The organism is Marinobacter sp. es.048 (assembly GCF_900188435.1).
In the GTDB taxonomy this organism is placed as follows: Bacteria; Pseudomonadota; Gammaproteobacteria; order Pseudomonadales; family Oleiphilaceae; genus Marinobacter.
Genome location: NZ_FYFA01000002.1, coordinates 100,473 through 124,334 on the forward strand (window position 1 = coordinate 100,473; position 23,862 = coordinate 124,334).

The window sequence follows — 23,862 nt, forward strand, 5'->3', positions numbered from 1 at the left end:
GGCCGCCTTAAACTTTGTCCATGGCGGCGGCTAGCACTTTGAGTTCCGGCTTCGGGGACGTTAGTATCTGCGGATAGGTGCCCGTCGGGGCGCAGTCACAACAGTTGGGAGCCTAGTAACGTGGATGGACTGAAACAGAGAATAATCGGGGCGTTGGTCCTTGTCTCCCTCGCGGTTATCTTTGTTCCCATGCTCTTTGATGAGCCTCATTCCGAACGCACTTCGACGACGATCAAGATTCCGGAAGAGCCGCCTTTCCCTGAAGTGGAAGCACCCGAATCCGAATTGGCGCCTGCGCCGTCTTATGGCCTTGAGTCCAGCGATACCACTCTTGCGGCGCCAGCGACTGAGGAAGAGGGCGGTGATTCTCCCGGGTATCGTATTCTTGAAGAGTCCCCTGGGGAGGAAGCAACGCCTGAAGTGGCAGAATCCTTTGGCGGTGGCCAGTCCGCCACTAACGCGAGTCAAGAGCCGGCCACTGCTCCGACCGAAACTGCAGATCAAGCGTCAGAAAGCTCTGTCACGGAAACCGCTGAATACGAACGGTCCCTGGAAGGTGCCTGGGTCGTTCAACTGGGAAGCTTCGGCAATTCCGATAACGCCCGAAGACTGAGGGATAAGGTCCGTGAGAAGGGTTATGATTCCCATTTGCAGGAAGTAGTCCGCGGCGACACCACGCTGACCCGGGTATTCAGCGGCCCCTTCGCCTCCAAATCCGAAGCCGAATCCGCCAAAAGGGCCCTTGACGACGCCTTTAACCTTAACAGTCTGGTCACATCCGGAGAAAAATAGCGCCGGGGCCTCCTTTTTATGTGTGTCTGGCGGTTTGGCGAGCTGGGGTTTCCTGATAGAATTCGCGCTTCCTTTTCTCCACCGGGTTTTAAATGGAAGCGCTGATCTGGATTGACTGGGTCATTATCGCCCTGATTACAGTTTCCACGCTCATCAGCCTGAAACGGGGCTTTGTAAGAGAAGCCTTGTCTCTGGTGACCTGGGTGGGCGCATTTATTCTGGCCAGAACCTTCCATCCCCAGATGCAATCCCTGCTGGAAAGCACGGTTGAAACACCTCTGGTCAGGCTCATTGCCGCGTTCGCCATACTTTTCTTCGGAACCCTCATCGTTGGTGCCATCATCAATAACATGATCGGTCATCTGATTCGGGCCACCGGACTGTCGGCTACCGATCGGGTGCTTGGCATGGGGTTCGGGCTTTTGCGCGGTGTGGTGGTGGTGATCGTTGCCATTGCGTTTACCCGTTATACGCCGCTGGCGCAGGATACCTGGTGGCGAACCTCAATCATCATCGATCGCCTGGCCGTGGTGGAAGACTGGTCCAGAAGGACCCTGGGCGATGAATTTGCGCGCTTTCTGGGACCCGCGCCTGAAAACGCGCCGGAACCGGATTCCGTTACAGAGCAGGAAGGCGTGGAACCCGCGTCCGTGTCCCGCTAACATTCAGTTTTAACACTCGGAGATACACTTATCCATGTGTGGCATTGTCGGCATCGTCAGTACTTCCAACGTCAATCAGTCGCTCTATGATGCGCTGACTGTACTTCAGCACCGGGGCCAGGACGCGGCGGGCATTGTTACTTTTCAGGATGAACGTTTTTACCTCCGCAAGGACAACGGGCTTGTACGGGATGTATTCCACACCCGCCACATGCGCCGCCTGGTGGGTAATGTTGGCATCGGGCATGTACGCTATCCCACTGCGGGCAGTTCCAGCTCCGCCGAAGCCCAGCCGTTCTATGTAAACAGCCCCTATGGGATTACCCTGGCGCACAACGGCAACCTGACCAATGCCGATGACCTGAGTACGGATCTGTTCCGGACTGATCTGCGCCACATCAACACTAATTCCGACTCGGAAGTGCTGTTGAACGTGTTCGCCCATGAGCTTCAGAAACTTGGCAAGCTGGATCCCACCAAGGACGAGATCTTCTCTGCCGTCAGCGCGGTTCACAAGCGCTGCCGGGGCGCCTACGCCGTTATTGCGATGATTACCGGCTACGGCATTGTCGGCTTCCGGGATCCGAATGGTATCCGCCCCGCCTGCTACGGTGAGCGCACTGACGAGAATGGCCGTAAGGAATACATGATTGCCTCCGAAAGCGTAGCCTTGAGCGCGGCTGGTTATACACTGGTGCGCGACATCGCGCCGGGTGAGGCGGTGTACATTGAAACCGACGGCACCCTCTACACCCGCCAGTGTGCGGAAGATCCGCATCTCTTCCCGTGTATTTTCGAGCATGTGTATTTTGCCCGCCCGGACTCCATTATTGACAAGGTGTCGGTCTACAAAGCTCGTCTGCGCATGGGCGAGACCCTTGCCGAGAAGGTACTCCGCGAGACGCCTGATCACGACATCGACGTGGTCATGCCGATTCCCGATACCAGTCGGACCTCAGCCATGCAGATGGCGCACCGTCTGGGCGTGAAGTTTCGGGAAGGCTTCATCAAGAATCGCTATATCGGTCGAACATTTATCATGCCCGGCCAGAAAATGCGTAAGAAGTCTGTCCGCCAGAAGCTTAACCCGATCGACCTCGAGTTTCGCGGCAAGAACGTGATGCTGGTAGATGATTCAATCGTGCGTGGAACCACCTGTAAGGAAATTGTCCAGATGGCCAGGGATGCCGGTGCACGTAAGGTCTATTTTGCGTCTGCGGCGCCCCCCGTGCGCTACCCGAACGTTTATGGGATCGACATGCCCTCGGCCAGCGAACTCATTGCCCATGGCCGCACCGTTGAACAAATCCGGGAACTGATCGGCGCCGACTGGCTACTCTATCAGGACCTGGAGGACCTGATAACCTGCGTCAGTGACGTGAACGATGACGTCGAGGGTTGGGAGTGCTCGGTCTTTACCGGCAACTACGTGACCGGTGATATCGATGAAGCTTATCTGAGCCGGATCGACGGCTTGCGCAACGACGAAAAGCGATCCGAGGGTGCCAGCGTCGCCAACGGGGACAACGGTATTATTGATTTGCATAACGACGAAGACTGAACGCCGCTTTCAGGCAGGAGATGTAGATGACCTTTCGCCGCGAAGAAACTGTCTGGATCCCGGAGTCCGATCTGGACGGGATGTCCGTGGACACCCTGGCCGTGAGGGCGGGCCAGATCCGCACCGGGCAGCTTGAGCACAGCGACGCCATATTCCCCACGTCCAGCTTCGTGTATGGCAGCGCTGCGCAGGCAGCGGCGCGATTTGGCGGCGATGAACCCGGCAACATCTATTCCCGATTTACCAATCCTACGGTGCAGGCATTTGAGGGGCGCATCGCCGCTATGGAAGGCGGAGAGCGTGCCGTTGCTACCGCCTCCGGTATGTCCGCGATCCTGAGTACCTGCATGGCGCTGCTGCAGGGCGGAGACCACGTGATCTGCTCCCGGGGTGTATTCGGCACCACCAACGTGCTGTTCCAGAAATACATGGCGCGTTTTGGCGTGGAAACCACGTTTGTCAGCCTGACGGATATGGAAGAATGGCAGGCCTCTGTCCGGCCTGAAACCCGGATGCTGTTTATTGAAACGCCGTCCAATCCTCTGTGCGAAGTGGCGGATATGGCGGCTTTGGGACAGCTCGCAAGAGACAACGATGCCCTGTTCGTGGTTGATAACTGCTTTTGCACGCCTGTGCTCCAGCGTCCGTTGGAGCAGGGCGCAGACATCGTGATCCACTCGGCCACCAAATACCTGGATGGTCAGGGCCGCTGCGTGGGCGGTGTGGTGGTCGGGCCTGAAAAGATGATGGAAGAGGTCTATGGCTTCCTGCGTTCGGCGGGTCCCACCATGAGCCCTTTCAACGCCTGGGTCTTCCAGAAGGGCCTGGAAACCTTACCAATTCGTATGCGCGCCCACTGTGACAATGCGTTAGAGTTGGCCCTGTGGCTGGAGCAACAGCCGGCGGTTGAACGTGTCTTCTATGCCGGGCTCCAGAGTCATCCGCAACATGAGTTGGCAAAAAAACAGCAAACCGGATTTGGTGGTGTGTTGTCCTTCCAGCTCAAGGGCGCGAGAGAAGAGGCCTGGGCCTTCATTGATGGCACTCGAATGGTTTCCATCACGGCAAACCTCGGTGACGTTAAAACCACGATTACACATCCGGCCACGACGACTCACGGGCGATTATCCCCGGAGGATAAGGCGCGGGCCGGAATTACGGAAAACCTGATCAGGCTTTCCGTGGGAATCGAAGCTGTTGAAGACCTGAAAACCGATCTGGGAAGAGGCTTTCAGGCGCTTCGGAACGCAAGCACCGATAACGTCTGAGCATTCATGGTCGAATCCGCAAAAGCGAAGAAAGCACCACAAGAACTGACAGAGAAGCAGCTGCGCTTTCGCCGCCTGGCAGCCCAGGGCGCCCGTGAAGGCGCCGTTATTGCTCTGATCGCCCTGTGTATCTATCTCTCCATGGCGCTGGTCACCTTCAGCCCGTCGGATCCGGGGTGGGCCAGTATTGGCCATGATACCAGCGTGCAGAATTATGCCGGCCGAACCGGGGCCTGGCTCGCCAGCCTTTTCATGGATTTCTTTGGCCATGTCGCCTATCTGTTCCCGGTCATGATCGCGGGTTACGCACTCATGCTTATCCGCCGGCGGAATGATTCCCTGGATCTCCACTGGCCGCTATTCATGATGCGGTTCGGTGGCTTTCTGCTGATTTTGCTCTCGGCAACCAGTCTGCTGTCCCTGTATTCCGTGTTCGGTCTCGGGGCCTCCTCAGGCGGTGTATTGGGAACGGCTGTGGCCGACGCCATGGTGCGGTTTTTCAACCTGCCGGCCACCACGCTCCTGCTGATTGCCATCTTTCTCTTCGCACTGACCGTCACCACCGGCCTGTCCTGGTTCTGGCTGATGGATCAGGTGGGTGGTTTGACGCTCAGAACGGGTCTTGCCATCAAGAGCCTTTTTAAAGGCAAGCCGAAACCGGAAAAACCAGAGGCTAATCCAGAGCCCAAATCTGAGCCACCGGTGGTCAAGGACCGAGTGCCGGCCGTGGACAGCACGCGGAAAAAAGCAGATTCCAACAAGCCGCGCTGGTGGCAACGGATCCCCGGCTTTGGACCGAAGAAGCTGAAATCCCCGAAGCCCGCGTCGAAGCCAGAAAACGGTCGAAAAGAGCCCGCATTGGATGGTCTCTCTGCCGAGGTTGACCCTGAACCTGCGAGGCTCGAAAGTTTCAGTTCACGTGATGAGGCTCCTGTCACTGACGGAACACCTGCCAAACCCGAGCCATCTCCTCAGTCTGCCGGACGGTCGCTGAAGATTTCGCCCTTCAAGAAGGACAAACAGCCGACTCAGTCGAAGGACAAGGGCAGCAAGCAACCTTCATTGCTGGAAGATATTGAGAGCCCGATTCCGCCGATTTCTCTGCTGGACCCGCCGGAGGAGCATAAGGAAAGAGGCTACTCCGAAGAATCCCTGGAACATATGTCACGGCTGCTAGAGGAAAAGCTGGGGGATTTCGGGGTGTCCGTTGAAGTTGTTGAGGTCAATCCCGGTCCGGTCATTACCCGGTTCGAGATCAAGCCAGCTCCGGGTGTGAAGGTCAGCAAAATTTCCAACCTCGCAAAGGATCTGGCCCGTTCATTGGCCGTACTAAGCGTTCGGGTGGTCGAGGTGATTCCCGGAAAGTCTGTGGTTGGTATCGAGATTCCCAACGAAGAACGGGAAATGGTTCGCCTCAGTGAAGTGCTCGGCGCGCGGGTGTTCCAGGATTCCAGCTCACCGTTGACCCTGGCGCTGGGTAACGACATTGGTGGCAATCCGATGGTCGCCAATCTCTCCAAAATGCCACACCTGCTGGTGGCGGGCACCACCGGTTCCGGTAAATCCGTCGGCGTCAATGCCATGCTGCTCAGCATGCTGCTGAAGGCGGGGCCGGAGGAGGTCCGCTTCATCATGGTGGACCCCAAGATGCTTGAACTGAGCATCTACGATGGCATTCCGCACCTGCTGGCGCCGGTGGTCACCGACATGAAGGAGGCGGCCAACGCGCTACGCTGGTGTGTCGCTGAAATGGAGCGCCGGTACAAGCTTATGGCCAGCCTCGGGGTTCGTAACCTCGCGGGCTACAACCGCAAGATCAAAGATGCGGTGGCCGCTGGCGAACCGCTGCTGGATCCGTTCTGGAAACCGGACGAATACCTTGCCAACGACGAGCAGGAGCGGCCAGAGCTCGATACCCTGCCGTTCATCGTAGTGGTTATCGACGAATTCGCCGATATGATGATGATCGTCGGCAAGAAAGTTGAGGAACTGATTGCCCGGATTGCCCAGAAGGCGCGGGCGGCCGGTATCCACCTGATCCTTGCTACCCAGAGGCCGTCGGTGGATGTGATCACCGGCCTGATCAAGGCCAACATTCCCACCCGGATGTCGTTCCAGGTCTCCTCCAAGATCGATTCGCGTACGGTACTGGATCAGGGCGGCGCTGAGCAGCTCCTGGGGCATGGTGACATGCTCTACCTGCCACCGGGGTCGGGGTTGCCGGTTCGGGTGCATGGGGCTTTTGTGGATGACGATGAAGTCCATCGCGTAGTCAGTGCCTGGAAAGCCCGGGGCGAACCGGTCTATGTGGATGACGTTCTCAATGGTGCTGAAGGCGAGAGCCTGCCCGGGGTGCCCAACCTGTCGGAAGGCGGTGGAGACAGCGAAAGTGACGCGCTCTACGACGAGGCGGTTGCATTCGTTACCGAAGGCCGCCGCGTGTCGATTTCGTCGGTGCAGCGAAAATTCAAGATCGGGTACAACCGGGCGGCCAACCTGGTTGATGCCATGGAAGCATCCGGCGTAGTAAGCGCTGCAGGCCATAACGGTGCCCGGGAAGTTCTGGCGCCGCCGCCACCCAGAGATTAGGAGTAACGAATAATGCGACAGTCTTTTCTGAAATGCCTGGCAACATTGATTATGGCGGCATTTATTGTCAGCCCTGCGACTGCCAGTGAAGAGGGCGCGAGTGCAGACGAGCTGGCCTCGCTGCTGAAGGGTTATGAATCCTACCAGGCGGATTTCATCCAGATCGTTGTCAACGAGAATGGTAACAAGGTTCAGGAAACCCGCGGCTCCCTGAAGGCCAAGCGACCGGGGCTGTTTTACTGGGAGACCAGTGAACCCCTGTCTCAGTTTATTGTAAGTGATGGCGAAACGGTCGAAGTTTACGATCCGGACCTGGAGCAGGTCACGATCCATAACCTCGACGATCGTGCGCAATCCACACCCGCGCTCCTGCTAAGCGGTGAGGTGGATAACCTCGAGGAAACCTACAAGGTTTCCGGTCGCCAGATTGGCGACAACACCCGTGAATTTATTCTGGAGCCACGCAGCCCCGATTCCCTGTTTACGTCGCTCAGGCTAACCTTTTTCAAGGGTGAACTTCAGGAGATGCGCATGCAGGATTCCTTGGCACAGCTCAGCGTATTGAGTTTTGACCAGATCAGGCTCAACGAGCCCGTTGAGGCTGGCGCATTTACCCTCAACTATCCGGAGGGTGTAGACATTATCCGGGACGGGGCCTGATGCAGGACAGCCTGTTCGCGGAATCTGCTGGCTTTCGCCCGCTGGCCGCGAGAATGCGGCCGGCAAGCCTGGATGACTATGTTGGCCAGGCCCATCTGGTAGGGCCCGGCAAACCGCTGCGGCGCGCGGTCGAGCAGGGCCAGCTTCACTCCATGATCCTCTGGGGCCCTCCCGGAGTCGGAAAAACCACCTTCGCCCAGCTACTGGCCAACGTCAGTGATCTCAGCTTCGAGACGGTCTCTGCCGTACTGAGTGGTGTGAAAGAGATTCGGGCCGTTGTGGAGCGTGCTCGAAATCGGAAGCAGTCTCAGGGCCGGGATACCTTGTTGTTCGTGGATGAAGTGCACCGCTTCAACAAAAGCCAACAGGACGCGTTTCTCCCCCATATTGAAGACGGCACCTTCATCTTCGTTGGTGCCACCACCGAGAATCCCTCTTTCGAGCTGAACAGCGCTTTGCTGTCCCGGACTCGTGTCTACGTGCTCAAGAACCTTGAGGAAGAGGACATTCTTCAGCTGTTACGCCGTGCGCTGACCGCTGAGGAAGGATTTGGTGGGCGCCTGCGGGTTGATGAGGACGTGTTGACCCTGATGGCGGCAGCCTCTGGAGGCGATGCCCGCCGCGCTCTGAATATCCTTGAAGTCGCCGCTGATCTGGCCGAGCCGGACGAGGCAGGCACTGATCGGGTTATGGCGGATCAGCTTGAACAGGTCATGCAGACCAGCCTACGGCGGTTCGACAAGGGCGGTGATGTGTTTTACGACCAGATATCGGCCCTGCACAAATCCGTTCGTGGCTCAGATCCGGACGGGTCGCTGTACTGGCTGTGCCGGATGCTTGATGGCGGCTGTGATCCGCTATACGTTGCCCGGCGCCTGGTGCGCATTGCCAGTGAGGACATAGGCAATGCCGACCCCCGTGCCCTGCAGCTCAGCATGGAAGCCTGGGATGCTCAGGAGCGTTTGGGGTCGCCGGAAGGGGAGCTGGCATTGGCCCAGGCGGTGACCTACCTGGCTATGGCGCCCAAGAGCAATGCCGTCTATAACGCCTTCAATCGGTGCATGGCGGACATCCGCCAGGACCCGGACTACGAGGTTCCGGTACACCTGCGTAATGCGCCCACCAAGCTGATGAAAAGTATGGGCCATGGGGATACCTATCGGTACGCCCACGATGAACCGGAGGCCTTCGCCGCCGGTGAGTCCTATCTGCCCGAAGCGATTCATCAGCGCCGATACTACGAGCCCGTGAATCGTGGGCTGGAGATCAAGCTGGCCGAAAAGCGCCAGCGTCTGGATTCCCGCAACGCTGAAAGCCCCCGCAAACGCTATAGCTGAGCCTTGTGCTGCGGTAGCCACGAGCGCCAGTGCAGGTATAATGGCGAGTCATTCAAAACATCGCTAACCGGAAGATTCAGGATAATCATGCTCGATCCCAAACGTGTCCGCACCCAGACAGAAGAGATCGCCCGTCGGCTGACCATCAAGAATTTCAAATTCGATTCCGTCGCCTTCGAGCAGCTTGAGGAGCGCCGCCGCGCCCTTCAGGTAAGCACGGAAAACCTGCAGAGCGAGCAGAACAAACGTTCCAAATCGATCGGTAAGGCCAAAGCTGCCGGTGAGGACATCCAGCCGCTGCTGGACGAGGTGGAAGACCTGAAGAAGCAGAAGTCTGAGGCCGAAGACGAGCTTCGCACTCTGCAAGAAGAGTTGAACGCCTTCCTTGCCGGTATCCCGAATCTTCCCGATGAAGATGTGCCCGGCGGCGAGAGTGAAGATGATAACGTCGAGATTCGCACCTGGGGTACGCCCAGGGACTTCGATTTCGAGCCCAGGGATCACGTTGCCCTGGGTGAGAACCTGAAAGGCCTGGATTTCGAGACGGCGACCCGCCTGGCGCACTCCCGGTTTGCCGTCATGCGAGGCCCGGTAGCGCGGCTGCACCGGGCGCTGGCTCAGTTCATGCTGGATCTTCACACGCGCGAACACGGGTACCTGGAGACTTACGTACCCTATCTGGTGAATGCGGATAGCCTCTACGGCACGGGCCAACTGCCCAAGTTCGAGGAAGATCTGTTCAAAACCGAAGGCGAGCATCCGCTGTACCTTATTCCAACCGCGGAAGTGCCGGCTACCAACCTTGTCTCAGACTCCATCCTCGATGCCGCAGAGTTGCCGCTGCAGATGGTTTGTCATACGCCATGCTTCCGTAGCGAGGCAGGCTCCTATGGTCGGGATACCCGGGGAATGATTCGTCAGCATCAGTTTGACAAGGTGGAACTGGTGCAGGTGGTTCGTCCGGGCGATTCAGACGCCGCGCTGGAAGCTCTGACCGGCCATGCAGAAAAGGTGCTTCAGTTGCTGGAACTGCCATACCGCGTGGTTACACTCTGCGGAGGCGACATGGGTTTTTCAGCGGCCAAGACGTATGATCTGGAAGTCTGGTTACCGGGGCAGGACAAGTTCCGTGAAATTTCTTCCTGCTCCAACACCCGCGATTTCCAGGCGCGCCGGATGCATGCCCGTTGGCGTAACCCGGAAACCGGAAAGCCCGAACCCGTGCATACTCTGAATGGGTCGGGTCTGGCCGTTGGCCGTGCACTGATTGCAGTCATGGAGAATTACCAGCAGGCAGACGGCAGCATTGTGGTTCCGGAGGTTCTCAGGCCGTATATGGGAGGCGTCGACAAAATCCAATGAGTGATCAGCAAGAACGCGCACCAGGGAAGGGCGTTGGTGCAGCCCCTGCACCGGTAAGGTACAGGGTCAACCCGGTAACTTCGAATCCGAATACATCTGCGGGTGAAGTGGCCCTCGTCGGGGCCGGACCGGGCGACCCTGAACTGCTGACACTCAAGGCCTGGAGGCTGATTACGTCTGCCGAAGTCGTGCTTTACGATCGCTTGGTGTCGCCGGAAATACTGGCCATGATTCCGGACACTGCCAAGATGATCCATGTTGGTAAGCAGCGTGCCAATCACACTTTGCCTCAGGATCAGATCAATCAGCGATTAGTGGATCTGGCCAGGCAGGGCCGGAAGGTGGTTCGTCTTAAAGGCGGAGACCCGTTTATTTTTGGTCGGGGTGGGGAAGAGATTGAAACCCTGGCCGATGCCGGCGTCCGGTTCCAGGTTGTGCCAGGTATAACGGCCGCCTCCGGCTGTGCTGCCTACGCCGGTATCCCGTTGACCCATCGGGATTACGCCCAGTCGGTCCGGTTTGTGACCGGCCACCTCAAGAATGATACCTGCGATCTACCCTGGAGAGACTTCGTCCAGAACAACCAGACTCTGGTGTTTTACATGGGTCTCGTGGGTCTGCCAATCATCTGCCGGCAGTTGGTCGCTCACGGAATGTCCCAGGATATGCCCGTGGCTTTGGTCTCAAAGGGGACAACGAGGGATCAGCGTGTGGTGACAGGCAATCTTTACAACATCGTCGAGCGGGTAGAAGCAGAGGCCGTTCAGCCACCAACGCTGGTCATTATCGGTCACGTGGTGGTCCTGAGAGAGAGACTCGACTGGATAGGTGGGGTTATAAAAACGGGGAGCTAAGGCTCCCCGTTTTCAATACTGCTTTAATCAGCCGATCTTGCGCTTGGGCAGCACGTCTTTCAGCTTGTCGCGCATATCCCGAATGGCCTTTTCCGTGGTCGGCCAGTCGATACAGGCGTCCGTCACCGATACGCCGTATTTGAGATCTGCCAGATTTTCCGGAATGGACTGGTTACCCCAGTTAATGTTGCTCTCAACCATCAGGCTCTGGATCGATGTATTGCCTTCCAGAATCTGATGGGTCACATCCTGCATAACCAGAGGCTGGATGGCCGGATCCTTGCTGGAGTTGGCATGGCTGCAGTCAATCATCATCGACTTGCGGAGGCCTGCCTTGTCCATTGCCTGCTCACACAGGGCGACGCTCACCGAATCATAGTTGGGTTTGCCACCGCCGCCACGCAGAACAACGTGGCCGTAGTTATTGCCCTTGGTGCGGATAATCGCCACCTGACCCTGCTGGTCGATGCCCAGGAAGCTGTGCGGGTGCGACACGGATTTCATGGCATTGACCGCAACGTCAAGGCTGCCGTCGGTGCCGTTCTTGAAGCCGATGGCCATGGACAGGCCGCTGCTCATTTCACGGTGTGTCTGGGACTCAGTCGTCCGAGCGCCAATGGCGGACCAGGCGATGGTGTCCTGAAGATACTGCGGGGAAATCGGATCCAGCGCTTCGGTGGCCGCGGGCAGACCCATCTCGTTGATGTCCAGTAGCAGACGACGACCGATGTGCAGGCCCTGCTCAATATCGAAGGTGTCGTTGAGATGCGGGTCGTTGATCAGACCTTTCCAGCCAACGGTAGTCCGGGGCTTCTCGAAATACACGCGCATTACGATCAGCAAGGTGTCGCTGACTTCATCGGCCAACTTCTTGAGGCGCGTAGCGTAATCCCTGGCGGCTTCGACGTCGTGAATGGAGCAGGGGCCAACCACCACAAACAGCCGATGGTCTTTGCCATCCATGATGTCATAGATGGCCTGACGACCTTTTGAGACGGTATCTGCGGCCTTGTCGGAGAGCGGCATCTCCTTTTTCAGCGCTTCAGGAGTGATCAGTGCTTCCTGGCTCGCCACATTCAGATTCTCTAGTTTGTTGCCCGACATGTTGTTCTGCTTCCCCGATTCTGATCGTTGCAGCCCTGATGGACCATGGATTATGCCAACAAGGTTGCAGATTAACGCGAATAACGCCGGCCCACGGTTGCGGTAAACCCCGGCGAGTTGGTTATACTGCGTTATTTACAGGGCCTTTTCAACGCTTCTTAAGTACGGGGAACGGATGTCGCAAAACAGGCAGAGACCGAAGGATGTGCCTTCCGTTGTAGCGGTTTCAGGCAAGATTGACGATGTCCTGGCCGGCATCCGTGTTCCTGACCTCCCATACCCGGCTGGCAAGCTTGAACCAGACGCCGTCAGCGACTGGCGCCCGCTGCTCATTTCCTGCTGGTCGGAACAGCGCGACGAGCGCGTGACCCATGTGATCCGCTCCGTTCATCTGGAGTGGTCAGCCCGACAGGTGAACGCCGCCTATGTGGCTGACCGCATCATGGACGTGTTCCTGAAGACAAGCGGCCTGCACCCGAGCCTCGCCCGCCGGGTGGCAAGGCTGCGCTTCTATCTTGCCTGGCGCATGAATCTGGAGGGCAAGAAAGCCTTCAGCAAGGCGCTACTGGAGTGGCTGGACAGCCTTCAGGAGTGGCGCGGCTGGAGTGATTCCGGAGGCCGTTCCGCCAAGGTTCTGATGGATCAGCTGGATTCGCTGGTTATCGCCGTTTCCGCAAGTTTTGAATCCGGCAAGACGGAGCCGGTGAACGAATTTTGTCATAGCTGGCAGGAAGACGCCGGGAAGAGGAATGCCCAGGTTGGAAAGCTCCGCCAACGGCTGCTGGAAACCGAGCAGGGCGCTGCAAAGCAGCGCAAGGCAGAGCAGTCTTCCCGGGCATTGATCGGTCGGGCTCTCCAGGGGCGCAAGCTGCCGCTTCCGATTGTCCGCTTTATCCTTGATCACTGGCAGGGTCTGCTGAAACAGTCGATCTGGGATTCCGGTCTCGAGGGAGAGAATCTGCGACATGGCAGCAAGTTGCTGGAATGGCTGGTCTGGATTGGTGATCCGTCGCTTTCCGACAAGGACCGTAACCGGCTCTATCACGTGGGCGAACAGATCGGTGATCGCATCCTTGATGTCTGGAAACGGGTTTTTAATGAATCACTGCCTGCGGAGTCCCTGTCCGGGATCGAATCCGCTATGGTTTCCAGGCTGAGAGGGGAGGCGCCGGATCTTGTGGAGGCTCTGCCTGCGGAGGGGAGCTTCCACTGGGACAGCACTTGGCTCAGCTTCGAAGTGCCCGCGGCAGAAGCTTTTGAACCGTATGAGGGGCAATGGTTTGTCGAGGGCGAGGGTGTCGGAGAGCAGCGCCGTTACTTCTATGCGTTCTTACCGGAATCGGCAGAAATCCTCTGGACCAACGGCGCCGGCGTGAAACTGGGGCTGCAGACCTGGGGCGAGTTTCAGAGGGCCCTTGAGCAGGAGCAGATCGGGCCATTGCCGCAGCTCACGCCGTTCGGAACGGTGTTGGCAGAAACCGTGGAACTGCTTGCCCGGGTCTGCGAGAAGCAGCGTCGGCAGAGGGAACAGGCGGCGGAAGCTGCCAGGCTGCGCGCCGAGGAATTGAGGCGGGAAAAAGAAGTCGCGGAAGAACGGCGCAGAGCCGAGGAAGCGGAGCGTGAAGCCGAGCTTGAGCGCCAGCGGCAAGCCGATGAAGAGCAACGTCTAGCCGATGAACAGGCTGAACAGGAACGGATCCGGAAGGAAAGAACGCTGCTGGCCGAGAAACAGGTGGATGCCATCAAGCTTGGTGGCTGGATTGTCGTTGAACCCGATGAAACGTCTGATGAACCTGCCCGTCTGAAACTGGCCGTGCGCATCAATGCGTCGAGAAAGCTCGTGTTTGTGGACCGTCTCGGCCTGAACCGGCGCGAATTTCTCGAGGACGCCCTGGTTGAAGGGATTGTCGAAGGACGGATCCGGGTTCTGGGAACCTCCGCGGAATTCGACGATACCCTTAGCAGGGTAGTCGGGCGGATTCGTGTTGGCCGCAACTGATATTGCCGAAGCAGGAAAAACAACAATGGCAGATAATGACTATAGCTTTGGAACCCGGAATGAACCGCCCGTTGATCAGGACAATCGGGCCGATTACCGTCTTACGGCGCGAGCCAGGGCAATACTCGAGCTTGAGTCCGGCTTGCCGGAAGAAACCGGAGCCGAGGAGCGGGACCTTGTCTGCGGTATTCGTGATATTTCCGCCAGTGGTCTTTGCCTGACAGCTGACGAACCCCTTTCCCTGGGGGCCCTGCTGCCGGCGAGCGTATTTCTTGGTAACCATGCCCAGCCTTTCGGTCTGATGGTCGAAGTGGTCTGGTGTCGACCCAACGAGTCGAGCTTTCTGGTGGGGGCGCGAATCATCGAGTCTGACGAAACCGCATACGTCGAGTGGGTGGAGGCCGTGGCCTCGGCGATGGCCCAGGATTGACTCTTGTCCGTGCAATCCAACGAAAGGAGCCGGCATAGCGCCGGCTCTTTTGTTTTCGGAAGCGGGTAAGGCTTACTCTTCCAGTTCACCCATGCCAGTGATGTTGAAGCCGCCGTCTACGTACATGATCTCGCCGGTAATACCTGAGGACAGATTAGAGCCGAGGAATGCGGCAGCATTACCCACTTCGTCGATGGTGACGTTTCGACGCAGCGGTGCCCGCCTGGCGTTTTCGGCCAGCATCTTACGGAAGCTCTTGATGCCAGAGGCGGCCAGAGTCTTGATCGGGCCGGCGGAAATACCGTTCACACGAATGCCGTCACGGCCCAGGCTGGCGGCCATATAGCGAACGTTGGCTTCCAGGGAGGCCTTGGCCAGGCCCATCACGTTGTAGTTCTGAAGAACCTTCTCGGCGCCCAGGTAGCTCAGGGTAATCAGCGAGCTGCCTTCGTGCATCATGCCGCGAGCACCCTTGGCCAGCGCGACAAAGCTGTAGGAGCTGATGTCGTGGGCAATGCGGAAGCCGTCACGGGTGGTCACGTCGACGTAGTTGCCGTCCAGCTCGTGTCCAGGCGCATAGCCCACCGCATGGACAATAATGTCGATGTTGTCCCAGTGCTTGCCCAGTTCCTTGAAGACGTTTTCAATTTCTTCGTCGCTGGCGACATCGCAGGGGAAGGTCAGCTTGCTGCCGAATTGTTCGGCGAATTTCTCAACCCGTGGCTGAAGTTTTTCATTCTGGTAGGTAAACGCCAATTCGGCACCTTCGCGGGCGAAGGCCTCGGCGATGCCGTAAGCAATAGACAGTTTGCTGGCTACGCCAACGATCAGTGCTTTCTTGCCACTGAGGATTCCCATGGGTCGTTCTCCCTGTGTTCCTGATTTGTGAGCATTATCCCCGAGTGCTCTGGCCGGGGTAACGCTCAAATAGTCGTAGTTGGTTTCTGGTAAAAGAATGCGGCATTGAGCAGCTCACGGGTGTATTCCGCCCGCGGTGCATGAAAGATCTCGGCCGCGTCACCATATTCCACAATCTGGCCATGCTGCAGCACCAATAGCTTATGGCTCAGGGCGCGCACCACAGCCAGGTCATGGCTGATAAAGATATAGCTTAGACCATAACGGGTCTGGATATCCCTTAACAGTTCAATGACCTGTTTCTGCACGGTGCGGTCCAGGGCTGAAGTGGGTTCGTCCAGGATGATCAGGTCGGGCTGCAGCACCAGGGCCCGGGCGATGGCAATACGTTGGCGTTGGCCGCCAGAGAATTCGTGTGGGTATCGATGCCGTGCCTCCGGATCCAGGCCGACATCGGTCAGCGCGCGAATCACTTTCTGGTCATGCTCGGCGGCGTTATCCGCATCATGAATTTCCAGCCCTTCCCGGACGATTTCGGCAATGGACATTCTCGGGCTCAGGCTGCCGAACGGATCCTGGAAGACAATCTGCACCCGCCGCCGCCAGGGCCGGAAATCCTTCTGGTTAAGAAACGCCAGCTCCTCGCCCGTCAGGCGGATACTGCCGGTACTGGCGGTAAGTTTCAGCAGGGCATGGCCAATGGTGGTCTTGCCGCTGCCGCTTTCCCCGACGATTCCGAGAGTTTCGCCATGGTTGAGCTGGAATTCCGCGTTCTGCACGGCGTGAAAGGATTCCTTTACCTGACCCAGGAGATTCTTGCGGACCGGGAAGCGCACGTCCAGATGTTCAACGGCGAGCAGCGGTTCCGCGCGTTTACCCAGGGCCAGGGGCGCTTCCGGAGGCTCCGCATCCAGCAGCTTCCTGGTGTAGGCGTGTTGCGGGCTTGCAAACAGAGCGTCGGTCTCGGCTTCCTCCACGAGTTTGCCGTGCTCCATAACGGCCACCCGGTCTGCGTATCGGCGAACGATAGTCAGGTCATGGGTAATCAACAGAATGGCCATGCCCAGCTTCTTCTGAAGATCCCGGAGCAACTCGAGAACCTGTTTCTGTACGGTGACATCCAGGGCGGTTGTGGGCTCGTCCGCGATAAGAAGATCGGGTTCGTTGGCCAGTGCCATGGCGATCATCACACGCTGTTTCTGCCCGCCCGACAACTGGTGTGGGTAGGCGCCAAGCTTGCTTTCCGGATTCTGTATGCCGACCAGTTTCAGCAGCTCCAGACACCGTTGCTTAGCCTGGGGCCCTCGCATTCCCTTGTGGAGCTCCAGGGTTTCGCCAATCTGCTTTTCCACCGTGTGTAACGGGTTAAGGGACGTCATTGGCTCCTGGAAGATCATTCCAATCTCCCGGCCCCGGATCTGGCGCATTCGCTTCTCGGTGGCAGCCAGCAGATCTTCACCTCGGTAGCGTATCTGCCCGCTAGGGTAGCTGGCATGGCGTGCATCCAGGAGGCGCAGGATCGATAGCGCGGAAATGGATTTTCCGGAGCCGCTTTCGCCCACCAGGGCCAGGGTCTCGCCCTCGCGAACAGCCAGCGAGAGGGATTCAACCGCCGCGGGCCCCTGATTGAAACAGATGGAGAGGTCGGAGATCTGAAGCAGTTGGCTCATATCAGCTCTTCCTCGGATCAAAGGCATCGCGCACGGCTTCGCCTACAAACACCAGCAGTGTAAGCATCAGTGACAGCGAGACAAAGGCAGAAATGCCGAGCCAGGGCGCATGCAAATTGGCCTTGCCTTGGGCAATCAGCTCGCCGAGAGATGGTGATCCGGAGGGCAGACCAAAGCCCAGGAAATCCAGGGAGGTCAAGCCCGTGATTGCGCCCGTGAGAATGAAAGGCAGAAAGGTGAGGGTGGCCACCATGGCGTTGGGCAGGATGTGCCGGAACATGATCTTGCGGTTGTCCAGGCCGAGTGCTCGGGCGGCTTTTACATACTCAAAGTTTCGGGCGCGCAGGAATTCCGCCCGGACCACATCAACCAGTCCCATCCAGCTGAACAGCAACATGATGCCCAGCAGCCACCAGAAGTTGGGCTGGACAATACTAGAAAGAATGATCAGCAGATAGAGCACCGGCAGGCCAGACCAGATCTCGATAAAGCGCTGGCCCAACAGGTCGATCTTGCCACCGTAAAAGCCCTGGATGGCACCGACAATTACGCCAACAATGCAGCTGGCAATAGTCAGGGTCAGGCCAAACAGCACCGAAATACGGAAACCATAGATCACCCGGGCCGCAACATCCCGACCCTGGTCATCGGTGCCCAGCCAGTTCTCGGCGCTGGGTGGCGCCGGTGAGGGCACCTCAAGATCATAATTGATGGTGTTGTAGCTGAACCGGATCGGTGGCCAGACCATCCACCCGTTGGCGCTGATCTCATCGGAGATAAAAGGGTCTCGATAATCCGCCTCCGTCGGCAGAAAACCACCAAAGGTCTCTTCCGGCACCGACTGCACTACCGGGAAATACAGATCACCCTTGTAGGAGACGATCAATGGGGAATCATTGGCAATCAGCTCAGCTACCAATGAGAGGCTGAACAGAGCCAGAAAAATCCACAATGACCAGAAACCCCGCCGGTTTTTCCGGAAGTTCCGGAGGCGCCTTTGTTGGATCGGGGTTAGGGATCGAAAGCTCACGCGCCCTCCCGGCTTTCAAAATCGATCCGTGGGTCGACCAGGACATAGGTGATGTCGCTGATCAGCTTCAGGATGAGTCCCATCAGGGTAAATATGTACAGGGTGCCGAAGATTACCGGATAGTCGCGGTTGAGAGCCGCTTCAAAACCCAGCAATCCAAGTCCGTCCAGGGAGAAGATCACTTCAATCAGCAGTGAACCGGTAAAGAACAGAGCGACAAGGACACCGGGCAGGCTGGCGATCACGATCAGCATGGCATTGCGGAAAACGTGGCCATACAGCACTTCTTTCTGATCCAGCCCCTTGGCGCGGGCGGTCACCACATACTGTTTCCCGATCTCATCCAGGAACGAGTTCTTGGTGAGCAAAGTCAGGGTGGCAAAACCACCAATCACGTTCGCGGTGACCGGCAGCGCCAGGTGCCAGAAGTAATCACCGATTTTCTGGTACCAGGTCAGCTCGTCAAAATTCGAAGACGTCAGACCCCGGAGCGGGAACCAGTCAAAATAACTGCCGCCGGCAAACAGCACGATAAGCAGTATGGCGAACAGGAAGCCCGGTATGGCATAGCCCACCACGATGGCTGAGCTGGTCCAGACATCGAACCGGGAGCCGTCTGTAACGGCTTTCCGGATGCCGAGGGGAATGGAGATGAAATAGATGATCAGCGTCGACCAGAGACCCAGGGAGATGGATACGGGCATCTTGTCGAGAATCAGGTCGATAACGCTTTTTTCGCGGAAGAAGGAGTCACCGAAGTTGAAGGTGGCATAATCTCCGAGCATCTTGAAGAAGCGCTCGTGGGCCGGTTTGTCGAAGCCATACATGACTTCGATTTCTTTCAGAAGCTCATCGGGTATGCCGCGGGAACCGCGCGTGTCGCCGGAGGAGTCCGCTACCTCGCCGCCGGTACCGCCGCCAGAGGCCCGGGCCAGGGCGCTGCCGCCGTGGCCTTCCATCTCCGCGATAAGCTGCTCAACCGGGCCGCCAGGCGCTGCCTGCACGATGACAAAGTTGAGCAGCATGATCCCGATCAGCGTGGGAATGATCAGCGCCAGACGCCTGAGTATGTAGATGCCCATTTAGCGGCGTTTTCCTCAGGGCTTCGCCCACCAGTTGTCCAGGTCGATGCCGTTCTTGGGCGTCTCGGCCGGACGTTGCAGATGGTTCCAGTAGGCGACGCGGTCGCTTCTCAGGTGCCAGTGGGGAACCACATAATGGTGGTGGAGCAGAACCCGGTCCAATGCCCGAACCCGGTAAACCAGTTCCTCACGGTTTGGCGCCTGAATTACCATGTTCACAAGCTCGTCGATCACCGGATCGCTCACGCCCATGTAGTTCCGCGAGCCGTTGGCATCCACGGTGGATGAATGCCAGTATTCCCGCTGTTCATTGCCCGGCGAATCCGATTGGCCAAACACCTGAGTAATCATGTCGAAATCGAATTCCCTCAGGCGCTGGATGTACTGGTTGCTGTCCACGAGGCGTACGGTCACATCGATACCGAGACGGCCGAGGTTGTTCTTGAAAGGCAGAACCACCCGCTCGAAGCTCTTCTGGAACAGCAGGATCTCGAACGCCAGTGGTTCGCCTGTTTCGCCGAGTACCATCTTGCCATCGCGGATGACGTACCCGGCGGACTTGAGCAGCTCCATAGCAGTTCTCAGGTTCTCGCGCAGCCCCTGCTGACCATCGGTAGTGGGTGGCTGATATTCCTCGGTAAACACATCTTCGGGTAACTGGTCCCGGTAAGGTTCGAGTATGTCCAGTTCCCGGCCGGTGGGAAGACCTGAGGATGCCAGGTCGCTGTTTTCGAAATAGCTGTCAGTGCGGGTGTACTGGTCAAAAAAGAGGTTCTTGTTGGCCCACTGGAAGTCGAAACCATAGGCCAGCGCTTCGCGAACGAGCGGGTCGGAAAACACCTGTCTGCGGGTGTTGAAGGCAAAACCCTGCATGCCCGAAGGCCGATGGTGCTCTATGGCTTCCTTGATAATCGTGCCGTTCTCGAACCGTTTCCCTGTGTAGGCGGTTGCCCAGTTCTTGGCAGAAGACTCCAACCGGAAATCAAAACTGCCGGCTTTGAAGCCCTCTAGTGCCACGGTGTCATCGGTATAATAGTCGTAGGTGATCTGGTCGAAATTGAATCGGCCATTACGGACGCCGAGGTCCTTTGCCCAATAATTCTCAATGCGTTCGTAGGTAATCGACCGGCCGGCTTCGAAGTCACCAATCCTGTAGGGGCCACTGCCCAACGGCGGGTTGAGGCCATTCTTGCCAAACTCCCGATCGGCCCAGTAGTGCGCGGGCAAAATAGGCATCTGGCCAAGGATCAGCGGCAGTTCGCGATTGCTGGTTTCCTTGAACTCAAAACGTACCCGTCGAGGGCCTTCTATGGTGACTGCTTTGACGTCAGCGTAGTAGTTCCTGAAGAAGGGGTGTCCCTGGGTGGTGAGGGTGTCGAAGGAGAATTTTACGTCTTCAGCGGTAATGGCTTGGCCATCGTGGAACTGCGCCTGCTCCCGGATATTGAAAATCACATAGCTTCGGTCTTCGGGGGTTTCCAGGGATTCGGCAATCAGGCCGTAGGCGGAAAAGGGCTCATCGTCCGACGACTCAAGGAGTGTGTCATACAGGTAGTTGCTGATGCCTGCGGCGGCAACGCCCCGGATATCAAACGGATTGAAAGAATCGAAGCCGTTGGCAACAACCGCCATTTTCAGGGAGCCGCCTTTCGGGGCGTCCGGATTAACGTAGTCGAAATGGCTGAATCCGGCGGGGTATTTGGTGTCGCCGTGCATGGCAATGCCATGTGTTGGCATTGCCTCGTCGGCGACGGAAAAAGGTGAGATGAGTGGTGTGGCGATAAACGCCAGGGCTGAAAAAAACGACGTAAGGGGTGAGGCTTTCCGTGTTCTTGTCATAAGTCTCGCACGTCAGGGACTGTTTCGGATATCAACGTAGAGTACCAGACTTTGCCCGGGTTGCAGATAACGGGCGGTATTCAGATCGTTCCAGCTTGCGATGTCCCGCACATTCACGGAAAACCTGCTGGCAATCCGGGCCAGGGAGTCGCCTTTGCGTACCCGGTAGCCCACTTTCCGGACCATTGCCTTGCCACGGCCACTATTGGCTGCCATCACCGTCGGCTGACTTGTTTTGGACCAGATGACGAGTTCCTTGCCCGGTATCAGAGGATCGCCTGGGGCCATGCCATTCCATGCAGAAACTTCACGCACGGATACCCGATGCTCGCGGGCAATGTCCCAGAAGGTATCGCCTTTGCGGACCGTGTAACGAACCTTGTTTCCGTCCCGCTTCCGTTCCTGTTTGCGTTCAAGCCGCTGGGAGGCGCTGAGGGCATAGGCATCGGTGCCCTTGGACGCGGAAGGGATCATCAGGCGCTGGCCAATGCGTATCAGGTCACTGTTCAGGTTGTTCACCTGTTGCAGTACCGACGGGGTTGTCGAGAATTTCTTGGAAATCGAATTCAGGCTGTCGCCTGATTGGACCTCATAGTTGCGCCAGGAAACACGCTGATTGGCAGGAATCTTTGCCAGGGCTGTGCGAAAGGTCTCGGCATTCTGGACCGGAACGAGCAACCGATGAGGACCATCCGGAGATGTTGCCCAGCGGTTGTATGAGGGGTTCAGCAGGTAAATTTCGTCCACGTCCACCCCGGCCAGTTCCGCCGCCTGCGCAAGGTCGAGCTGGGAGCCGGTGTCAACAACCTCGAAGTAGGGTTTGTCCTTCAGTGATGGCAACTCGATGCCGTAGGCCTCGGGATCATCAAATATTTTCGCCAGCGCGATCAGTTTGGGGACGTAATGGCGGGTTTCCCGTGGCAGATTAAGGGACCAGAAGTCCGTTGGCTTGTTGCTGTTCCGGTTGCGGCGCATGGCGCTGGAGACCGTTCCTCCGCCACTGTTGTAGGCGGCCAGAGCCAGGGTATGGTCGCCATCAAATCGATTTGCCAGCCTATCAAGATAGGTCAGCGCAGCGTCGGTGGCAGCAACAACATCCCGTCGCTCATCGTGCCACCAGCTCTGAGTCAGGCCAAAGTACTTTCCGGTCGACGGAATGAACTGCCAGAGACCCGCGGCCCGGCCATGGGAGTACGCAAAGGGATCGAACGCGCTTTCAACAATGGGGAGCAGGGCATATTCGGCGGGCAGGCCCCGCTTTTCGGTCTCGTTGACAATGTAATGAAGGTAACGGCTGCCCCGTTCAACCACCCGATCGATATAGCCCGGGTGACGGGCATACCAGCTCAACTGGTCCCGTACGCGGTCATTATCGATGTCATGATCCAGCACGAATCCCGACCGCAGTCTGGCCCAGAGATCCTGCTCAACGACCTTTTCTTCTACGTCCTTCTGAACCGGATTGTCTAGCTTCTCCCGGGCTTCCCTGGCGGCGACCTTCAATTCGGGTGCAATGGCCTCATCCAGCGGTTCGTTCCGGGCAGCATCGCCGTTTTCTCCGGTCTCGACAGCCTTCTTCAGCCCCTCGTCGCCTGCGGCAACGGTGACTTCCTGTGTATTCAGAGGGTTTTCCTCACCCTGACTGATCAGGCTACTGCAGCCACTGGCGAGGGCTCCGGCAAAAAATAATAACGACAATCGTCTGACCGACATAAGGGCATCCGGTTACAGGTTGAGGCCGGATCCAGAATCTGAAAACCCGGCATATTGAACAATTTACGGCCACAAAGTTGGAACGATTCTATGGGACCACTTTTCAAAGGGTCAAGAAACCTCTCGTTACGGCTGTGAGAGGATTTGTTAAGTGCGTATCGCGGGGCGTCAGAAGTTATCCTTGCCGTGGCGAATAGCCGCAAAAATCGCATTCTCGGAATCTGCCGGCAAGCCGTGACTGGCGCAATAGGCACGGGCGGAGTCCACTACAGCCGGATCGTCCCAGCGCAGAAAAGGATTCAACCGTTTCTCGTTTTCAAGTACCGAAGGAACCGTCGGTTTCCCAGCATCACGGGCGCTCTGACACTGTCGCTCGAAGTCGCGGAGACCTTCATCTTCCGGCAGCCAGCTACGGGCGAAACGGAGATTCGCGAGGGTGTACTCATGGGCGCAATAAACGGCGGTTTTGCCCGGCAGGGCTCTCAGGGTCTGAAGAGATTGGCGCATCTGCTCCGGGGAGCCTTCGAACAGACGGCCGCAACCACAAACAAACAGGGTGTCGCCGCAGAACAGAACCGGCCGGCCCTGAATCTCGACATCCGTGAAATAGGCAATGTGGTCCAGGGTATGACCGGGAACACCGAGAACCTGGAAAGTGATGTCTTCCCAGATCACCTCGTCACCGGGATGGACCAGGTTGGTGCTGCCTTTATAGGGGGAATCCGCGGGGCCGGTTACACGGCAGTCCGGAAACCGGGAAACCAGTTCTTTGACACCACCAACATGATCCGGGTGGTGATGGGTCACCAGGATGGTATCGAGTGTCAGGCCGTTCTCGGCCAGGTGGTCCAGAACCGGTTGGGCCTGGCCCGGGTCCACAATCAGAGCTTTATCGCTGGCGGCGTCGGAAAGGCACCAGATATAGTTGTCACTGAAGGCGGGTATGGCAGAAATGGTCAGCATAGGGCCCCACATGTGCTTGTCGAATGTGACTGATATGATAGAGCATTAAATACAAGGCCCCAACCACAGGTTCGAGCTTCCGGGAGTGG

Annotated in this window: 18 protein-coding genes and 1 pseudogene; 11 read left to right on the forward strand and 8 right to left on the reverse strand. The window is 57.6% G+C overall.

All coding sequences use genetic code 11. From position 1 onward, the window contains the following. Positions 1–120 precede the first annotated feature (120 nt). The 9 genes and pseudogenes from CFT65_RS11505 to cobA all read left to right on the forward strand — a co-directional run. Positions 121–792, forward strand: coding sequence for an SPOR domain-containing protein (locus CFT65_RS11505; RefSeq protein WP_088828296.1), 672 nt, complete (start codon positions 121–123; stop codon positions 790–792). Between the two features lie 92 nt (positions 793–884). Further along, positions 885–1,454: a CvpA family protein gene (locus tag CFT65_RS11510; protein WP_008171742.1), complete on the forward strand. Its 570-nt coding sequence runs from the start codon at positions 885–887 to the stop codon at positions 1,452–1,454. Positions 1,455–1,488: 34 nt separating this feature from the next. Then, a complete protein-coding gene (purF, locus tag CFT65_RS11515) occupies positions 1,489–3,015 on the forward strand; it encodes an amidophosphoribosyltransferase (protein ID WP_088828297.1) in 1,527 nt (508 codons plus the stop codon). A 26-nt stretch (positions 3,016–3,041) separates the two neighbouring features. Continuing rightward, on the forward strand, positions 3,042–4,283 hold the full coding sequence (locus CFT65_RS11520; protein ID WP_088828298.1) for an O-succinylhomoserine sulfhydrylase: 1,242 nt from the start codon (positions 3,042–3,044) through the stop codon (positions 4,281–4,283). A 6-nt stretch (positions 4,284–4,289) separates the two neighbouring features. Further along, positions 4,290–6,872, forward strand: a complete 2,583-nt coding sequence (locus CFT65_RS11525) for a DNA translocase FtsK (RefSeq protein ID WP_088828299.1) — start codon at positions 4,290–4,292, stop codon at positions 6,870–6,872. A 12-nt stretch (positions 6,873–6,884) separates the two neighbouring features. Beyond that, a complete protein-coding gene (lolA, locus tag CFT65_RS11530; RefSeq protein ID WP_088828300.1) occupies positions 6,885–7,532 on the forward strand; it encodes an outer membrane lipoprotein chaperone LolA in 648 nt (215 codons plus the stop codon). Next, the gene (locus tag CFT65_RS11535; RefSeq protein WP_088828301.1) at positions 7,532–8,869 is read left to right on the forward strand and encodes a replication-associated recombination protein A; all 1,338 of its coding nucleotides are present in this window, start codon (positions 7,532–7,534) and stop codon (positions 8,867–8,869) included. Before lolA ends, CFT65_RS11535 begins: the two co-directional genes overlap by 1 nt. An 87-nt stretch (positions 8,870–8,956) precedes the next feature. Then, a complete protein-coding gene (gene serS, locus CFT65_RS11540; RefSeq protein WP_088828302.1) occupies positions 8,957–10,231 on the forward strand; it encodes a serine--tRNA ligase in 1,275 nt (424 codons plus the stop codon). Beyond that, positions 10,219–11,085 (forward strand): annotated as a pseudogene (gene cobA / locus CFT65_RS11545) (uroporphyrinogen-III C-methyltransferase); the annotation flags it as partial. The gene serS and the pseudogene cobA, both read left to right, overlap by 13 nt. A 27-nt stretch (positions 11,086–11,112) precedes the next feature. Here cobA and CFT65_RS11550 read toward each other — a convergent pair. Further along, positions 11,113–12,189 carry a 3-deoxy-7-phosphoheptulonate synthase gene (locus CFT65_RS11550; RefSeq protein WP_088828304.1) on the reverse strand — a complete coding sequence of 359 codons (1,077 nt, stop codon included), beginning with the start codon at positions 12,187–12,189 and terminating at the stop codon, positions 11,113–11,115. Positions 12,190–12,364: 175 nt separating this feature from the next. On the opposite strand from CFT65_RS11550, the gene CFT65_RS11555 reads away from it, so the two are divergent. Continuing rightward, positions 12,365–14,188, forward strand: coding sequence for a DUF1631 family protein (locus tag CFT65_RS11555; RefSeq protein ID WP_088828305.1), 1,824 nt, complete (start codon positions 12,365–12,367; stop codon positions 14,186–14,188). A gap of 25 nt (positions 14,189–14,213) precedes the next feature. Further along, positions 14,214–14,618 (forward strand): PilZ domain-containing protein, encoded by a 405-nt coding sequence (locus CFT65_RS11560; protein WP_088828306.1) that lies wholly within the window; start codon positions 14,214–14,216, stop codon positions 14,616–14,618. Positions 14,619–14,690: 72 nt separating this feature from the next. Here CFT65_RS11560 and CFT65_RS11565 read toward each other — a convergent pair whose 3' ends face one another. The 7 genes from CFT65_RS11565 to gloB form a co-directional block, all read right to left on the reverse strand. Next, positions 14,691–15,476 carry an enoyl-ACP reductase FabI gene (locus CFT65_RS11565; RefSeq protein WP_088828307.1) on the reverse strand — a complete coding sequence of 262 codons (786 nt, stop codon included), beginning with the start codon at positions 15,474–15,476 and terminating at the stop codon, positions 14,691–14,693. A 65-nt stretch (positions 15,477–15,541) separates the two neighbouring features. Then, complete coding sequence (locus CFT65_RS11570) at positions 15,542–17,146, reverse strand: ABC transporter ATP-binding protein (RefSeq protein ID WP_088828308.1); 1,605 nt, start codon at positions 17,144–17,146, stop codon at positions 15,542–15,544. Position 17,147: 1 nt separating this feature from the next. Then, positions 17,148–18,176 (reverse strand): ABC transporter permease, encoded by a 1,029-nt coding sequence (locus CFT65_RS11575; protein WP_088828309.1) that lies wholly within the window; start codon positions 18,174–18,176, stop codon positions 17,148–17,150. After that, positions 18,173–19,258 carry a microcin C ABC transporter permease YejB gene (locus tag CFT65_RS11580; protein ID WP_088828310.1) on the reverse strand — a complete coding sequence of 362 codons (1,086 nt, stop codon included), beginning with the start codon at positions 19,256–19,258 and terminating at the stop codon, positions 18,173–18,175. The genes CFT65_RS11575 and CFT65_RS11580 overlap by 4 nt, the downstream gene beginning before the upstream one ends. A gap of 15 nt (positions 19,259–19,273) precedes the next feature. Continuing rightward, positions 19,274–21,097, reverse strand: coding sequence for an extracellular solute-binding protein (locus CFT65_RS11585; protein ID WP_088828311.1), 1,824 nt, complete (start codon positions 21,095–21,097; stop codon positions 19,274–19,276). A gap of 12 nt (positions 21,098–21,109) precedes the next feature. Continuing rightward, positions 21,110–22,810 (reverse strand): lytic transglycosylase, encoded by a 1,701-nt coding sequence (locus tag CFT65_RS11590; RefSeq protein WP_088828312.1) that lies wholly within the window; start codon positions 22,808–22,810, stop codon positions 21,110–21,112. A 168-nt stretch (positions 22,811–22,978) separates the two neighbouring features. Continuing rightward, positions 22,979–23,773, reverse strand: coding sequence for a hydroxyacylglutathione hydrolase (gene gloB, locus CFT65_RS11595; protein WP_088828313.1), 795 nt, complete (start codon positions 23,771–23,773; stop codon positions 22,979–22,981). Positions 23,774–23,862 lie beyond the last annotated feature (89 nt).

What these genes read in the sequence shown, in the direction of transcription:
- CFT65_RS11510 (WP_008171742.1), top strand. Translation starts at nt 885, where the DNA reads ATGGAAGCGCTGATCTGGATTGACTGGGTCATTATCGCCCTGATTACA.
- purF (WP_088828297.1), top strand. Translation starts at nt 1,489, where the DNA reads ATGTGTGGCATTGTCGGCATCGTCAGTACTTCCAACGTCAATCAGTCG.
- CFT65_RS11520 (WP_088828298.1), top strand. Translation starts at nt 3,042, where the DNA reads ATGACCTTTCGCCGCGAAGAAACTGTCTGGATCCCGGAGTCCGATCTG.
- CFT65_RS11525 (WP_088828299.1), top strand. Translation starts at nt 4,290, where the DNA reads ATGGTCGAATCCGCAAAAGCGAAGAAAGCACCACAAGAACTGACAGAG.
- lolA (WP_088828300.1), top strand. Translation starts at nt 6,885, where the DNA reads ATGCGACAGTCTTTTCTGAAATGCCTGGCAACATTGATTATGGCGGCA.
- CFT65_RS11535 (WP_088828301.1), top strand. Translation starts at nt 7,532, where the DNA reads ATGCAGGACAGCCTGTTCGCGGAATCTGCTGGCTTTCGCCCGCTGGCC.
- serS (WP_088828302.1), top strand. Translation starts at nt 8,957, where the DNA reads ATGCTCGATCCCAAACGTGTCCGCACCCAGACAGAAGAGATCGCCCGT.
- CFT65_RS11550 (WP_088828304.1), bottom strand. Translation starts at nt 12,189, where the DNA reads ATGTCGGGCAACAAACTAGAGAATCTGAATGTGGCGAGCCAGGAAGCA.
- CFT65_RS11555 (WP_088828305.1), top strand. Translation starts at nt 12,365, where the DNA reads ATGTCGCAAAACAGGCAGAGACCGAAGGATGTGCCTTCCGTTGTAGCG.
- CFT65_RS11560 (WP_088828306.1), top strand. Translation starts at nt 14,214, where the DNA reads ATGGCAGATAATGACTATAGCTTTGGAACCCGGAATGAACCGCCCGTT.
- CFT65_RS11565 (WP_088828307.1), bottom strand. Translation starts at nt 15,476, where the DNA reads ATGGGAATCCTCAGTGGCAAGAAAGCACTGATCGTTGGCGTAGCCAGC.
- CFT65_RS11570 (WP_088828308.1), bottom strand. Translation starts at nt 17,146, where the DNA reads ATGAGCCAACTGCTTCAGATCTCCGACCTCTCCATCTGTTTCAATCAG.
- CFT65_RS11580 (WP_088828310.1), bottom strand. Translation starts at nt 19,258, where the DNA reads ATGGGCATCTACATACTCAGGCGTCTGGCGCTGATCATTCCCACGCTG.
- CFT65_RS11585 (WP_088828311.1), bottom strand. Translation starts at nt 21,097, where the DNA reads ATGACAAGAACACGGAAAGCCTCACCCCTTACGTCGTTTTTTTCAGCC.
- CFT65_RS11590 (WP_088828312.1), bottom strand. Translation starts at nt 22,810, where the DNA reads ATGTCGGTCAGACGATTGTCGTTATTATTTTTTGCCGGAGCCCTCGCC.
- gloB (WP_088828313.1), bottom strand. Translation starts at nt 23,773, where the DNA reads ATGCTGACCATTTCTGCCATACCCGCCTTCAGTGACAACTATATCTGG.